This window comes from Amycolatopsis sp. MJM2582 (assembly GCF_000754115.1).
Taxonomy (GTDB): Bacteria; Actinomycetota; Actinomycetes; order Mycobacteriales; family Pseudonocardiaceae; genus Amycolatopsis; species Amycolatopsis japonica.
Genome location: NZ_JPLW01000001.1, coordinates 868,230 through 883,219, shown reverse-complemented (window position 1 = coordinate 883,219; position 14,990 = coordinate 868,230). Strand labels below are relative to the sequence as shown.

General features: G+C 69.4%; 12 protein-coding genes. 5 read left to right on the top strand and 7 right to left on the bottom strand.

What is annotated here, in order from left to right:
* Window positions 1-246: 246 nt before the first annotated feature.
* Window positions 247-1,455, bottom strand: coding sequence for an amidohydrolase family protein (locus ED92_RS04350; RefSeq protein ID WP_037333209.1), 1,209 nt, complete (start codon window positions 1,453-1,455; stop codon window positions 247-249).
* A 60-nt stretch (window positions 1,456-1,515) separates the two neighbouring features.
* The gene (locus ED92_RS04340) at window positions 1,516-5,982 is read right to left on the bottom strand and encodes a DUF6531 domain-containing protein (protein ID WP_052120254.1); all 4,467 of its coding nucleotides are present in this window, start codon (window positions 5,980-5,982) and stop codon (window positions 1,516-1,518) included.
* 213 nt (window positions 5,983-6,195) lie between these two features.
* Between ED92_RS04340 and ED92_RS04335 the strand changes: the two genes are divergently transcribed.
* Window positions 6,196-7,722, top strand: a complete 1,527-nt coding sequence (locus ED92_RS04335; RefSeq protein ID WP_037333207.1) for a nucleobase:cation symporter-2 family protein — start codon at window positions 6,196-6,198, stop codon at window positions 7,720-7,722.
* A gap of 25 nt (window positions 7,723-7,747) precedes the next feature.
* Here the strand turns inward: ED92_RS04335 and ED92_RS04330 are convergent, their stop codons facing one another.
* Window positions 7,748-8,467, bottom strand: coding sequence for a MerR family transcriptional regulator (locus ED92_RS04330; protein WP_037333206.1), 720 nt, complete (start codon window positions 8,465-8,467; stop codon window positions 7,748-7,750).
* 20 nt (window positions 8,468-8,487) lie between these two features.
* Window positions 8,488-9,321, bottom strand: a complete 834-nt coding sequence (locus tag ED92_RS04325) for an alpha/beta fold hydrolase (protein WP_037333204.1) — start codon at window positions 9,319-9,321, stop codon at window positions 8,488-8,490.
* 183 nt (window positions 9,322-9,504) lie between these two features.
* Here ED92_RS04325 and ED92_RS04320 point away from each other — a divergent pair, with 183 nt between their 5' ends.
* Window positions 9,505-9,708: a cold-shock protein gene (locus tag ED92_RS04320; RefSeq protein WP_005149851.1), complete on the top strand. Its 204-nt coding sequence runs from the start codon at window positions 9,505-9,507 to the stop codon at window positions 9,706-9,708.
* A gap of 102 nt (window positions 9,709-9,810) precedes the next feature.
* Window positions 9,811-10,455 carry a GNAT family N-acetyltransferase gene (locus ED92_RS04315; protein WP_037333202.1) on the top strand — a complete coding sequence of 215 codons (645 nt, stop codon included), beginning with the start codon at window positions 9,811-9,813 and terminating at the stop codon, window positions 10,453-10,455.
* On the opposite strand, the gene ED92_RS04310 is transcribed toward ED92_RS04315, so the two are convergent.
* Both ED92_RS04310 and ED92_RS04305 read right to left on the bottom strand, forming a co-directional pair.
* Complete coding sequence (locus ED92_RS04310) at window positions 10,445-11,092, bottom strand: response regulator transcription factor (protein WP_037333200.1); 648 nt, start codon at window positions 11,090-11,092, stop codon at window positions 10,445-10,447. The two genes, ED92_RS04315 and ED92_RS04310, sit on opposite strands and share 11 nt — an antisense overlap.
* Window positions 11,089-12,285 carry a sensor histidine kinase gene (locus ED92_RS04305; RefSeq protein WP_037333198.1) on the bottom strand — a complete coding sequence of 399 codons (1,197 nt, stop codon included), beginning with the start codon at window positions 12,283-12,285 and terminating at the stop codon, window positions 11,089-11,091. The genes ED92_RS04310 and ED92_RS04305 overlap by 4 nt, the downstream gene beginning before the upstream one ends.
* Window positions 12,286-12,425: 140 nt before the next feature.
* Between ED92_RS04305 and ED92_RS04300 the strand changes: the two genes are divergently transcribed.
* A complete protein-coding gene (locus ED92_RS04300) occupies window positions 12,426-13,514 on the top strand; it encodes an acetylhydrolase (RefSeq protein ID WP_037333196.1) in 1,089 nt (362 codons plus the stop codon).
* Window positions 13,515-13,574: 60 nt separating this feature from the next.
* Here ED92_RS04300 and ED92_RS04295 read toward each other — a convergent pair whose 3' ends face one another.
* Window positions 13,575-14,528, bottom strand: a complete 954-nt coding sequence (locus tag ED92_RS04295; RefSeq protein WP_037333194.1) for an SDR family NAD(P)-dependent oxidoreductase — start codon at window positions 14,526-14,528, stop codon at window positions 13,575-13,577.
* Between the two features lie 56 nt (window positions 14,529-14,584).
* Between ED92_RS04295 and ED92_RS04290 the strand changes: the two genes are divergently transcribed.
* On the top strand, window positions 14,585-14,977 hold the full coding sequence (locus tag ED92_RS04290) for a MerR family transcriptional regulator (protein ID WP_037333191.1): 393 nt from the start codon (window positions 14,585-14,587) through the stop codon (window positions 14,975-14,977).
* Window positions 14,978-14,990 lie beyond the last annotated feature (13 nt).

The window sequence follows — 14,990 nt, the reverse complement described above, 5'->3', positions numbered from 1 at the left end:
AGAACCAACCGTGTCTCAGCTACCTGCAGCCGGGCGATTTCGCGTGACGGAACCGATCGCGCTCGTGTCGCGAAAGCCACTTTCGCGACGTCTGATGTCCCGAAAGTGGCTTTCGCGACATGCCACCTTTGGCTATCTCTCGATGAAACTGCCTAAATCACCCACAGCCTTCGCGCAAAGTGGCCAAATCGGGCTTTCGCCCCAAAGAGTGTCCCTTATGGACAGTCGAGGGCGGGTGCCAACGGTTTAACCCACCACCGAAAGGGCGTCCGCCACGACGACGCCGTCGTGCAGCACCGTGCGGTCCTTGCCCCGGTCCATCACCGCGCTCGTCGGGGTCTCGCCGTCCACCAGCACGAGGTCGGCGCGGTCGCCGACGGCCACCCCCGGCCGGTCGGCGATGCCCGCCAGCCGCGGGACGTCGTGGCTCATGATCGACGCGCCGCCCATCGTGGCGACGGCCAGCGCCATCTCGATCAGGTCGTCGCGGCGGAAGCCGTTCGTGAAGGCGAGTTGCCAGGTGCGGTCGAGCAGGTCGCAGTTGCCGTACGGGCTCCAGTAGTCCCGCTGGCCGTCTTCGCCGAGGCCGACGCGCACGCCCGCGGTCGTGAGGTCCGCGAGCGAGAGCTGGCCGTCGGTCGACGGCGCGACGGTCGCCATCGCGATGTCCAGTTCCGCGAACGTGTCGATCAGCCGGCGGCTCACCGATTCCGAGATCGAGCCCAGTTCGTACGCGTGCGACATGGTGACCTTGCCGCGCATGTCCAGCGCGCGGACCCGTTCGATCACCAGCTCGGTGGAGAACACGCCCAGATGGCCGGGTTCGTGCAGGTGGATGTCGACCTCGACGCCGTACTTCTCGGCGAGCCCGAACACGACGTCGAGATGCCCCTTGGGGTCCTTGTCCAGCGAGCACGGGTCGATCCCGCCGACGACCGTGGCGCCCGAGCGCAGCGAGGCCTCCAGCACGTCCACGGTGCCGGGTTCGCGCAGGATCCCGGCCTGCGGGAACGCCATGATCTCGACGTCGGCGTGCTTGGCGAAGCGCTCCTTCGCGGCGAGGACGGCGTCGAGCTTCTCGAGGCGGCAATCGACGTCCACCTGCGCGTAGGTGCGTACGCGGGTGGTGCCGTTGGCGATCATCCGCTCCAGTGTTCCGGCGACGCGCTCGGGCAGCGGGACCTCGGCGTTCCGCCAGTTCTCGCGGTCGTTCAGCATCATCGCCCATACGCCGGGCGCGCCGGTGTGCGGCCGGAACGGCAGGCCGATCCGCGTCGAGTCCAGGTGGACGTGCACGTCGCTGAACGACGGGAACAGCAGCCGCCCGCGTCCGTCGACGGTGTCCGGCGCCGTCGCGGCCGCGGGATCGTGCGGCCGTACCGCGGTGATCCGGCCATCGGCCACTTCGACGTCGCTGCGCTGTCCACCCCAGGGGCGGACGTCACGGATCAACAAGGGAGCACCTTTCTCGACAAGCTCCCTTTGGTATACCAAATCGCCCGGCCAGGGGCAACGTCACTTGGTGTGCCGGTACGGGCGCGTGTGCCCGGTTTCCGCGTTGTGCTTGGTGATTTCGTCGATCCCCATCTTTTCGAGCCGCGGGTACTCGGTCACGTCGAACACGTTGTCCTCGCGGCGATGCGGGTAGATGTCGTGCCCCTTGCCCGGCCAGTAGGGGAAGACCACGTGTGTGTCCTTGTTGGAGTTCTTGGCGAAGGTTTCGGAGACGTAGTCCCACTTCTCCTGGACGAGCGGCCTCCTCGGGTCCTTCGGATCGTTGATCCACCCGGGCATCTTGATGTTGTTGTCCTTGAGGGTGCCCTCGAGGGTGTTGCCGCCGTTCTGCTTCGCGATCTTGGTGGCCTTCTCCTCGATCGAGCCGAGGTACTCGTCCTCTTCGCCGCGTTTGCGCTTCTTGGTACCGCCGGACCAGAAGAAGTGCTTGTCCGCCTTCAGGATCTCGTCGAGCTTCGGCTTGAACTTCTCGAACTCCTCCTTCGACATCTTGTCGACGTTGACGGGAGGTTTCCGCGGGCTCCTCCGCAACGGCTGGGGTTGTCCGCCGGGGCCGACGGGCTGTGGCCGCGGCTGGTTGCCAGGACCGCTCCGCCCGCAGGGCGGGACGAGGCCGAGCGGGTCGCCGATGAGCAGCGGCTGATCGACGTAGCCGACGGGGTTCGGCGCGGCCGCGAGGCCGAGCGGATCCTGGCTGAGGTAGCGCGAGGTCCGCGGGTCGTAGTACCGGAAAACGTTGTAGTGCAGCCCGGTTTCCTCGTCGCGGTGCTGGCCGGGGAAGGCCAGCGGCATCGACGCGGTGTCCGCGCCGGGCAGTGGCACACCCCAGAAACTGCTGCGGTCCTGCCAGACCAGCGTGCCGCGTTCGTCGAGCAGCTCGGTCGGCGTGCCCGCCGGCGACGTGATCACGGCGCGGAACGTCACGTCATCCGCGGCGCCGGTGCGCTCGATCTGCGCGACCGGGCGGTCGTCGTCGTAGCGTTCCCAGGTGAAGAGCCGGTAGGACTCGTCGGCGGGGTCGTAGTCCATCCGCTCGACCACGTTCATCCCGCTCCACAGGAAGCGGACGTCGTGCGTGAGTTCGGCCCCGCCGTCCTGATCGATCAGCCACCGGCGTTTGGCGAACCGCCGCCCGAGCGGGTCGTAGTGATACGTCCAGAACGCGCCGTCGGGAGTGCGCACCGAACGCAGCCGGTCGAGGTGATCCCACTCGTAGGCGCAGGACCGGTCGCCGGTGACGCGGCCCCGCTCGTCGGAGTCGTAGACACCCTCGTCGTGGGTGAGGTTTCCCGCCGCGTCGTGGGTGAATCGCTCGACCCCGGCGGGTCCGCGTGCCTCGCTGACCCGGCCCGCGGCGTCGAAGGCGAGCCGCCACGGCCGGATCGCGTCGTCGACGGCGGCGAGCCTGCCGTCCGGGCGGTAGCCGTACACGCGCTTCCCGACCCCCGCGATCTCCTCTTCGGCGAGCCGGTCTTCCGCGTCGAAGCGCCGCTGGAGCACCACGGTGCCGTCGATGCTGCGCGTGATCTCGCGTTCGGCGTCGTCGTAGCCGAATTCGATCTCGTGCCCGGCGATCTTCAGCGACCGCGGCAGTCCCGATTCGGTGAACCGCCACTCACTGTCCACACCGGACGATGTCCGGCGCAGGAGCACGTCGCCCTCGCGGCGCCAGCACACCCCGAGTCCGTTGATCGTGTCGACGACGACCTGATCCCCGTCGTCGTGCGTCATCTCGACCCGCGACTCGATGTTCTCGGCGACGATCAACCTGCCGAGCGCGTCGTATTCATAGCGCGTGACGTCGTCCGGCGTGCGCCGCGCCACGACGTTGCCCTGGAGGTCGTAGAAGTACTCGGTCACGTCGCCCGTGCTGCTGGTCATGCGAAGCAGCTGTCCGGCGGCGTCGTAGGTGTAGCCGATCCGGCGGCCGTCGTAGTCGGTCTCCTCGACGAGCCGTCCCGCGGCGTCGCGGACGTAGCGCCAGGTGAGGCCGTTCGGATTCGTCACCGAGGTGAGCCGCAGTTCGCCGTCGTAGGTGAACAGCGTGCGCGCGCCCGCCGCGTCGGTCTCCTCCAGGACGAGGCCGAACGGGCCGTACTTGCGGCGCCGCGCGGCACCGGTCGCGTCGCGGTGCTCGACGACGTGGCCTTCCGCGTCGTGCACCCACGTCTCGCGGCCACCGTCCGGGCCGAGCCGCCACGCGCGGCGGCCGTCGGCCGTCCAGCCGAGCTTCGCCGCGCCACCGGATGCCGTGTACGCGAGCCGCGGGCGGCCGAACAGGTCGCGATCGCCGGGGCGATCCGTCACGGGGGCGTCGGTGAGCGGGTCAGGCGCGTTCGGGATCTCCATCGGCAGCCCGGTACCGATGAGGGTGGTGGCCGGATCGAAGGCGGGGACCGTCCGCCGGACGCCTCCCGCCGACAGCCGGACCTCGCCCTCGGCGTGCGCCAGCGACACCGTTTCCCCGCCGGGACGGTGGACGGCCACCAGCTCGCCGTGTTCGTCGTATTCGTAGCCGGTCTCGCGACCGAGTTCGTCCACTGTGGACAGGAGCTCGTCGCGCCGGTTCCAGTTGTAGCGCTGGGAATTGCCCAGTGGGTCGATGCGTTCAATCAGTTGCTTGGCGTCGTTGAGGCGGTACGTCCACGTGTGGCCGACGGCGTCGGTGTGCCGGGTCGTGCCGGGCTCGTAGGCGAACGTCGCGTTGTAGTAGCCACTCGCGCCCACGGCGCGGACGCAGCGACCGGCGTCGTCGTAGACGTAGCGGTACCAGGTGCCCGTGCGGTCCTTCCAGCCGACGAGCCGGTGCCCGAAGTCGTAATCGAGGGTCATCGGGCGGCCGGCGTAGTCCGTGACGGTGCTCAGCTGGCCGTGCCGGTTGTAGGCGAAGCGCACGAGCGGCGGCTGACCCGGAGCGCCGAGCGCGACGATGCGCCCGTTCGCCGTGCCGATCGCGATTTCGACGCCGTCGTCGCGGCGGAGTCCGATGGGAGAGCCGTCGGCCGCGTACGCGAACTCCGTGCGCCCGCCGTTCTGCTCGATGGCCACGAGCGGCAGGATCCGGCCCGCACCGGCGAAACGCAGTTCGCGATCGCCCATCGACAGCCGGTATCCGTCCGCCGCGCGGCGCAGCCGGTGCCGCGGGCCCTGCACGGGCAGCACGGGCGTCGCCGTCGGAACGGGATAGGTGAGCACCATGCCGTCTTCGGCGTAGAACAGGATCCGATCACCCGTGAACGCCAATCGTTGGTCCATTGTGGACGTCCAAGAAGGACCGAACCAGCGTCCGGCGGTGTAGGAAGACAGATGCGTGCGTGAGAGTTCCAGCTCCGCCGCGTCGCCGGGCAGCGTCACGTCGACCTGCTTCATGACGACCTCGCCGGTCGCGACGTCGACGGGGTCACCGCAGTAGTTCTTGGAATCCGAAGACGTCGAACGATCCCCGTTGCCGTCCTTCTTGGTGGTGTCGGTGTTGCCACCCCGGTCCCGGTCGCCTCCACCGCCGGCGCCGCTGCTGTTCGTCTGGTCGTTGTCGGACTTGGTATTGGTGCCCTTGTCGTTGGAGCTGCCGCCACCGTTGTTGTTGCCACCGTCGGGTTTGCCGTCGGCGCTGGAGCTGGTGGTGCCCTCGTCGGGATCCTTGTCCTTCTTGGTGTCGAGCCCGCGATCGTTGCCGCCCTTGGTCTTGGGCGGCGGCGGGGCGTCGACCTTCCCGCCCTTCAGTTTGCGCAGGGCCTTGGCGGCGTCGTCGAAAAGCGAGTCGGCCCGTTTGAGCAGCGGCATCAAGCCCTTGAGCGCCTTGACGAGTTTGGTGGTGATGTCGGCGATCTTCGCGGCGGTCTTGGCGACCGCGGTCACCACCTGCGGCACCACCCAGGTCAGCCCGATGCCGAGGGTGAACAGCACCTGCAGCGCCCAGCTGATGAGGTGGCCGACGAGTTCGGCGATGATGTCGCGGACGAGGGTGCGGACGGCGGCGACGACCTCGCCCGCGGTCTTGACGCCGCTGGAGGCTCCTTCGCAGCCCTTCTGCGCGGCGGTGAGCACGTTGACGGTGTCCGCCGAGCGCTCGCGATAGCGGTCCGCCGCGTCGCCCGCCCAGGTCTGCAGGTCGGCCTTGACCAGGTCGGTCAGCTCCGTGCCGACGGCGCCGAGTTCCTTGGCGATGTTGGCCCAGGTTTCGGCCTGCGCCTTGATCTGGTCGGCGTCGCCGGTCAGGGCGTCGAGCGCGTCGGAGAGCGGGCCGACGTGTTCGAGCAGCCAGCCGACGCCCGCGGCGAGGATCGAACCGAACGGATCCATGGCCATCGACAGCGCGTCGAGAGCCGTCCCGACGGCACCCATCGCGACGGCGGCCCAGTCGCCCTTCTCGATGCCTTCTTTGAGGTCGTTCGCCGATTCCAGCAGCGGCACACCGGAATGCCCCTTGGTGGAGTCCTCACGTTCAGCGACCAGCGGATTCGCCATGGTGTGCCGTCTTCCTGCCTTCGGGAGCTCGCCGACTGGGCCAGGCGTTTCTACCATCGCCGCGCCCCGGCTTCCTGTGCGGGAAAGGATCTTTGTCCGCTCGCCGGAAGGACGACCCGTACGGGCAGGGTCTTGCGAGTTCTGCCATGCGGAAGTTAACCTCCGCAGATTGAAATTGCCCGGCATCGCTCGCTTCTACCGAGAGGCGGATCCATGGTGAAGAGGACGCAGGCCGAAACGGCCGCGAGCGGCAGGCCCGAGGACGAACGGCTCGGGATCGGCAAGAGTTTCACTTACGGCATCCAGCACGTCCTGACGATGTACGGCGGGATCATCGCGCCGCCCCTGATCATCGGCGGTGCCGCGGGCGTTTCGACGGCGGAGATCGGGCTGCTCGTCGCGTCGTGCCTGTTCATCGGCGGGCTGGCGACGATCCTGCAGTCGTTCGGCATCCCGTTCTTCGGCTCCCGGTTGCCGCTGGTGCAGGGCACTTCCTTCGCGGGTGTGGCGACGATGACCGCGATCGTCGCGGACGGCGGGCTGCCCGCCGTCTTCGGCTCGGTGATCGCGTCCGCGGCGCTCGGCCTGCTCATCACGCCGGTGTTCTCGCGGCTGGTGAAGTACTTCCCGCCGGTCGTCACCGGGACGGTCATCACGGTGATCGGGCTGAGCCTGATGCCGGTCGCGGCCCAATGGGCGATGGGCAACAACACCAAATCGCCGGAATTCGGTTCGGTCTCCAACGTCGGGCTGGCCGCGATGACGCTGGCGATCGTGCTGCTGCTCAGCAAGGTCGCCGTCCCGGCGATCTCCCGGCTCTCGATCCTGCTGTCGATCGTGGTGGGCACCGTACTGGCCGCCGTGCTGGGCAAGGCCGATTTCTCCAAGGTCTGGGACGGCCCGATCTTCGCGGTACCGACGCCGTTCGCCTTCGGCATGCCGACCTTCGACGTCGCCGCGATCGTGTCGATGTTCATCGTCGTACTGGTGACTCTCACGGAGACCACGGCGGACATCCTCGCGGTCGGCGAGATCGTCGACACGCGCGTCGGCAAACGCCGGATCGGCGACGGGCTGCGCGCCGACATGGCGTCCTCGGCGATCGCGCCGGTGTTCAACGGTTTCATGCAGAGCGCGTTCGCCCAGAACGTCGGCCTCGTCGCGATCACCGGGATCCGGAGCCGGTTCGTGGTGACCGCCGGCGGCGTGATCCTGCTGATCCTCGGCATGCTCCCGGTGCTGGGCCGCGTGGTGGCCGCGATCCCGTATCCGGTACTGGGCGGTGCCGGTCTCGTGCTGTTCGGCACGGTCGCGGCGTCCGGTATCAAGACATTGTCCAAAGTGGACTACAACGGGAACATGAACCTGGTGGTCGTCGCGGCGTCGGTCGGGATGGGCATGATCCCGATCGCGGCGCCGGAGTTCTACCACCACTTCCCGGCGTGGGTCGGCACGATCTTCCATTCGGGGATCAGCTCCGCCGCGCTCACGGCCGTCGTGCTGAACCTGTTGTTCAACCACCTCAAGCCCGCCAAGGCGGGCGGCGATCCGTCGGTGTTCGCGACGGCGACCAGGGTGATCGACTACTCGGATCTGAAAGCCTTCTCCCGGCTCGAAAACGGCGACAAGATCGTCGACGGCAAGATCGTGGACGCCGAGGGCAAACCGGTCGAGATGCGCGACGAGGAAGGCAGGCCGGTGTCCTACCGGATCGGCTCGGAGCCCGACGGACACGGGTGACCGAGGCCGGGCCTGGGACTCCGGACTATCCGCGCTCGGCGCGGCGCCGGGCGAGCTCGCCGACAACGCGTCGCCACGCCGGGGAAGCCTCGGAGACACGGGAAACCACCAGCTCGCCGTACCCCGGACGGCCGCCCCGCCGTTCGTGTTCGACCGCCCAGGCGTCCAGGTCGTCGATGAGCGCGTCCAGGCGCGGATCGCGCGGGTCCCATTCGACAGCCTGATCGCACGCGAGGTACGCGCGGAGCGTCTCGGGATCGTCGAAGGCGGCGTTCTTCTCCCGCACCCGTTCCGGCACGGCGCGGGGATCCAGCGCCCGCATCAGGATCCACGCGTCGCGTTCGAGCAGCACCCGCCGCTCGCTGACGCCGAGACCGCGCATCCGCTCCAGGAGGGCGACCACGTCGGGCGGCAGGACGAGCCGCTCGCCGCCGGTCAGTTCGGCGATCCGGAGGCGGTTTTCGGCGAGCCGGTCGATCTTGCGCCGGAGTTCGGCGTCGATGTCGGAAACGGCGGCGGCGAACTCGGCGGGTTCCGCGTGCAGCAGCGCGTCGACGCGGGCCAGCGGCACCCCGGCGTCGGCGAGGGTCCTGATCCGGATGAGGTCCACGGCCGCTTGCGCGTTGTAGCGGCGATAACCGGAGGCGTCCCGCTCGGGCTCGGGCAGGAGGCCGATGTGGTGGTAGTGGCGGACGGTGCGCACGGTCACGCCCGCGGTCGCCGCGAGCTGGCCGATCGTGAGCACCCGTCCTCCTCTTCCCGAGCCTAAAGGCCTTCGACGACGTCGCGGATCGCCTGGACCACCGCGTCAGGGCGATCGAAGCAGAGTCGATGATGCAGTGTGTCGTCGAGGACGCGTTGCTCCCCTCGGGAGAACCCGCCGACGCGGGCCGCGTCCATCTTCAGCTTGGCCTCGTCGACCTCCTGCGGTGGAGACGCGACGACGGTGAGCGCGATCGCCGGGACGTCGGGCAGCTCCGGCCCGGCTCGCAGTTCGCCGGCGAGCGCGACCAGGCCGGTGCGCTCCGCGGCGCCGATGCGCAGCCACTCGTCGCTCACCTTGGCGTCGACGAGCGCCTCGCGGACGTCTTCCGGATAGGCCTCGCGCAGCTCGGCGTACATCGCGCGAAGGGCCGCGCGATCCGGACCGGGTGACGGCCGCCCGGCCGCGGACAGGCTCGCCTCGGGCGGCATGAAGTCGTCCCAGTCCGGATGGAGGGCGTCCAGGAAGACCAGCCCGGCCACGTCGCGCGGGTAGAGCTGCGCGAACCGGTGCGCGTAGAGGCCGCCGAGCGAGTGCGCCGCCAGCACGTACGGGGCGGGGATCTCCAGGGCGACCAGCAGCTCGCGCAGTTCCGAGGCGACCGCGGTGGCGGTGCGGGGCAGGGGGAGGGCGTCGCTGTGGCCCGTCCCGCCGCGGTCGTACACCACGGCGGTGGTGAACCGCGCGACCTCCTGCTGGACGCCGAAGTAGTCGAGGCCGACCGCACCGGCGCCCGGCAAGAACACGACGGCGGGCCCACCTTCACCCGATCGGTGCACGAAAAGGTGGTGGTCGTCTATCTCCTGGAGTCCTCCGACAGGGGGTGTGTTCGTCATGGGGCAAGGCTCCGACCCTGACGCAGGGTCAAGGTCAAGCGGACGAGAAGGTCGATGCTGACCTGGGGAAATGACCCGGTTCGGGACGGCAGCGTGTGCGAACGGGCAAGACCTGCGACAATGGACGGCGAGATCGGGGCATCGAATGGGCTCAGACTCGCTATGAAGAGCAGGTAAAAAAGTATGGCTCAGGGCAGCGTTAAGTGGTTCAACGGCGAAAAGGGCTTCGGCTTCATCGCTCAGGACGACGGCGGACCGGACGTTTTCGTGCACTACTCGGAGATCCAGGGCAGCGGCTTCAAGTCCCTGGACGAGGGGCAGCGCGTCGAGTTCGAGATCGGCCAAGGTCAGAAGGGCCCGCAGGCCCAGCGCGTCGTCGCCATCTGACTTTCTTCACGCCGAAGGCCTCCATCCGAACCGGGTGGGGGCCTTCGGGCGTTTCGGCTACCGATATCGTCGATGCATGCTTGTGATCGTTCGTGAGCACCCGTGCGGCCGGACGCGGTGAGCCGCTCCGCCCTGGAGCCCGAGCAGGTCGGGCGGAAGGTGCGGTTGCGCGAGGTCGGCCTCCGGGACCGCCGGGTCCTGATGGGCTTCGACCGTGACATGGCCCGCGAGGCGACGCCGCTGATCGGCGGCGGGCACCGGCACTGGGCTTCGCACCGTTCGGGGTCCGCCGGCGACGACATCCACTTCGGCATCGAGACCGTGCGCGGCCGGATGCTGGTCGGCTCGGTCTGCACCATCGGCGCCGACCCGGCGACCGGCAAGTTCGGCTACGGCATCGGGATCGCCCCGCGTCACCAGCGCTGCGGCTACGCCACGGACGCCATCACCGTCCTGCTGGCGCATATGTTCGGGCAGCGCGGCTTCCGCAAATGCGAGGTCAGCGTGTACGGCGGCAACGTCGCGTCGCTCTCGCTGCACGGCTGCCTCGGCTTCCGCGAGGAAGGCAGGCTGGCCGACACCGAGGTGGTGCGCGGCGAGATCAAGTACCTGGTGCGGATGGGCATCACGGCCGAGGAATTCGCCGCACGGCCTCTGGACGCTCTCGGCGACCTCGGCAGGCGTGGCCAGCACCGGCGGCCCCGCCGCGGCAAGCACTGGCGCACGCCCGCCGCGGTCAGCGGCTGATCAGCCCGGATTCGTAGGCGAACACGACCGCCTGGACGCGGTCGCGGAGGCCGAGCTTCGTGAGGATGCGGCCGACGTGTGTCTTCACCGTGCCCGGTGACAGGAACAGCAGTTCGGCGATCTCGGCGTTGGACAGGCCCCTGGCCAGCTGCCGCAGCACCTCGTTCTCACGTCCGGTGAGCAGGGCGAGCCGGTCGTCCGGCGGCGCCGCGGGCAGGCCGGTGACGACGCGGTCGAGCAGCCGCCGGGTGACGGTGGGCGCGAGGGTGGCCTCGCCGGAGGCGACCACGCGGACGCCGGCGAGCAGATCCGGCGCCAGCGCGTCCTTGAGCAGGAAGCCGCTGGCCCCGGCCCGGAGCGCGGCGTAGACGTATTCATCCAGGTCGAACGTGGTCAGTACCAGGACGCGGGCGCGGTGGGCGGCGGCGATCGCGGCGGTGGCCTCGACGCCGTCCACCTCGGGCATCCGGATGTCCATCAGCACCACGTCCGGATCGAGGTCCGCCACCAGCGCGACGGCCTCCGCCCCGTCACCCGCCTCGCCGACGACTTCGATGTCGTCCGCGTTGTCCAGGATCATCCGCAGGCCGGTGCGCACGAGCGACTGGTCGTCGGCGATGACCACCCGGATCGTCATGAGGGCAGGGTCGCGCGGACGGCGAAGCCGCGCTCCGGACGCGGCCCCGCGTCGAAGGTGCCGCCCAGGACGTTCACCCGTTCCCGCATGCCCTCGAGGCCGTGCCCGGAGCCGGACGGCTCTTCCGCCGCGATGCCGTCGTCGGTCACTTCGATCTCCAGCGTCTCGGGCCCATACCGCATCACGATAGTCACCGACGCCGCCGGACCGGCGTGTTTCAGGACGTTCGTCAGCGCTTCCTGCACGATCCGGTACGCCGCCAAGTCCACTGTGGACGGAAGCGGACGGAGTTCCCCGTCCACCAGGAACTCGACCGGCGTGCCCGCGGAACGGATGTCGGCGACCAGCCGCGGCAGGCGTTCCGCGCCCGGCTGGGGTTCCCACTCCGGCTCGTCCTGGCCGAGCGCGCCGAGCAGGCGCCGGATCTCGCCCAGCGCGGTCCGTCCGGTGCCGACGATGGCGTCCAGCGCTTCCCGCGTTCGCTCCGGCCGTCGCTCCAGTTCGGCTTGGGCGCCCTGCGCCTGCAGCACCACCACGGAAAGCGCGTGCGCGACGACGTCGTGCAGCTCGCGGCTGATGCGGCCGCGTTCGGCGGCCACGGCCAGCGCGGCCTGGGTGTCCCGCTCGCGTTCGAGGTCGGCGGCCCGCTGTTCCAGCACCGAAAGGCGGATCCGGCGCTGCCGCGTGTTCAGCCCGGCGAGCCACGCCACCGCGAGCGACAACCCGACACCGGCGAAACCGCCCCAGTCCTGCACTTGGTCGTCCTCGGGCTCGGGAGGCGCCAGCGGATCGATGATGATGATCCGCGGCGGTACCGGCGCCGGTTCCCGCGTGTTCGCGTCGGCGGCGTGGATCATCCAGGCTCCGGTGACCAGCAGGCTCCCCGCGAGCAGGGCGAACGAAAGCCGTCGTGATCCCCAAGCCGCGACGGAGAAGAGGCCGATCAACGCCACGACATCGACCGGGCGAAGATCGTTGCCCATGGCCAGATGGAGGAGTGAGACGACCGCGCCGGTCGCGAAGGTGATCGTGGGATTGCGGTGCCGGACGAGCAGGGAAGCCAAGGACACCAAGGAGGTAAGCCACCAGTCGAAGCCCTCCGGATCGTCGGCCGAGACCACAGTGGACAGTCCGATGAGCACGGTCAGCCCGATGTCCACGGCTTTCGGGTGGTTCCTGAGGAAGGAGAGCACCGGCCGAGCGTAATCCCGGATCGGGGCCTCGCGGATCCCTCTCGCGGCAGACATCGGGATACGACCTGCGGCAGACGCGCGAATACGACGGCGGGTCCCAGGCTGGACGCAGGAAGATCCCCGACAGAAACGGAAACCTCATGAAAAGGCTTCTCGTCGCGCTGGTCGCCCTCGCCGGCATGGTGTCCCTGGCGAGTCCGGCCGCGGCGGCTCCACGACTGAAGTTGCCGCCGCCGACCGGCTCGCATCCCGTGGGCTCCAGCGATCTGCACCTGATCGACTCTTCGCGCACGGACCCCTGGGTGCCGACCGGGCCGCGCGAGCTGATGGTGTCGATGTTCTACCCCGCGCTGGTGCCGTTCGGCCCGAAACGGCCCTACCTCACCTCGGCCGAGGCCAAGGCGTTCCTGACCGAATCGGGCGTCCCCGACGTCGACCCCGCGCTGCTCTCCGGGCTCCGGACCAGCGCCAGGGTCGACGCCCCGCCACTGCCGGGGAGGCACGCGCTCGTCGTCCTGTCGCCGGGATTCGGCAAACCGCGCACCACGCTCACCGGCCTGGCGGAAGAGCTGGCGAGCAAGGGTTTCGTGGTCGCGCTGATCGGCCACAACTACGAGTCCCACGGCACCGCGTTCCCCGACGGGCACGTCACCGAATGCGCCGCCTGCGGATCCGACTCCACGTTGCTCCCGCCGATCCGCTCCGCGGACGTCTCCTTCGTCCTCGACACCCTGACCAAGCCTTCCTCGCGCTGGTCCCGGCTGATCGACCGGACGCGGATCGGGATGGCGGGCCATTCCATCGGCGGGTACAGCGCGCCGACCGCGATGGTCGACGACCAGCGGATCCGGGCGGGCGTCGATATGGACGGCAGGCTGTGGTCGCCGATCCCCGCGTCCGGTATCGGCCGGCCGTTCCTGCTGCTCGGCCGCGAAAGCGAGTACACCCCGGCCGGCCCGGACACGACCTGGGCGGGCAGCTGGCCGAACCTCACCGGCTGGAAGCGCTGGATCAGCGTCGCGACGGCCGGGCACGCGTCCTTCACCGACGTCGGCGTCCTCGGTGAACAGCTCGGCCTGACCAAGCCCGGCCTGCTCGGTGGCGAGCGCGGGATGCAGCTGACCAGGGCGTATGTGTCGGCGTTCTTCGACGCGAACCTGCGCGGAGGGCACCAGCCGCTGCTCGACGGGCCGGTGGCGGACAACCCGGAGATCAAGTTCTGGAACTAGCCGCGTTTCTCAAGTCCGTGAAGGCCTCCTTGAGGGACCCAGAGTCCCTCAAGGAGGCCTTCACGGACTGCTCAACCCGGTGAGGCCGGCGGAGAACTTCCACAGCCGCTCGGCCTCACCGGCGTCGATCGCGTACGGACGCACGCCGACCCACTCGCCCTCTTCGGCGGCGACCTCGGCGATGTCGCAGTCTTCGCAGTAGAGCCCGCCCATCCCGTCGAGCCGTGGCGACGTCGCCGCCCAGACCTGGGTGGCCGCCCCCTGCTCCGGCGATTTGAAGTCCGGGTCGGCCTGGTTCCCGTGCTCGTCGATCCAGCCGCGTTCGACCATCTCCTCCGGCCGCAGATGCCGCTGCAGGGGAGTGAGGATGGCGCCCGGATGCAGGCTGAACGCGCGGATCCCGTGTTCGGCGCCGAGCTTGTCCAGGTGCACCGCGAACAGCACGTTCGCCGTCTTGGCCTGGCCGTAGGCGAGCCAGCGGTCGTAGCCGCGCTCGAACTGGACGTCGTCCCAGCGCATCGGCGACGAGTGATGGCCGGAGGAGGCCACCGTGACGACGCGGGCGCCGCCGGCCTTCAGCGCGGGCCAAAGCCGGTTCACCAGGGCGTGGTGACCGAGGTGGCAGATCGCGAAATGCGACTCCCAGCCGGGGCCGACCCGCCGTTCCGGCGCGGCCATGATCCCGGCGCTCGCGATCAGGATGTCGATCGGGCGGCCGGTGCCGAGGAAGCGGCCGGCGAAGGCCTCGACGCTCGCCAGGTCGGCCAGGTCGAGCTCGCCGACCTCGGTGCGGGGGATCCCGGCGAGGGCGGCCTCGGCGTCGGCCGGACGGCGCGCGGGGACGACCACGTGCGCGCCGGCGTTCGCCAGTGCCCTCGTGGTTTCCAGGCCCAGTCCCGAGTAGCCGCCGGTGACGAGGGCGAGCCTGCCGGAGAGGTCGATGCCGTTCAGTACTTCTTCGGCCGTACTGCGCGCGCCGAAGCCGGAGCCGATCTTGTGTTGTGCGGTGGTCATGAGGCGGACGCTAAGAGCTAGAGGGCTCTCTAGGTCAAGGCGCTATCGTCGGTCCGGTGACGGAACTCGCGATCGGCCAGGTCACCGCGCGGACGGGCCTCAGCGTCCACGCGCTTCGCTTCTACGAGAAGGAAGGGCTGCTCGCGGCACCGGTGAAACGGGACGCGAACGGGCGCCGCGTGTACACCGAACACGACGTCGACTGGCTGCTGAACTGCACGAAGTTCCGAGCGTCCGGAATGCCGCTCGCCGTCATCCGGGAATTCGCCGAACTCGTCCGTCAAGGACCGGGAAACGAGGAAAAGCGGCTTGAACTGCTGCGGGAACACCAGAACACCGTCCGCGACCGGATCGCCGAGCTGGCCGACTGCCTGGAACTGATCAGCCGGAAGGTCGAGATCTACGAGGAGCACGTCGCGCGGGGGACCGCGAACGAGCTCTGGCGGTAGCCTGTCACGTTTC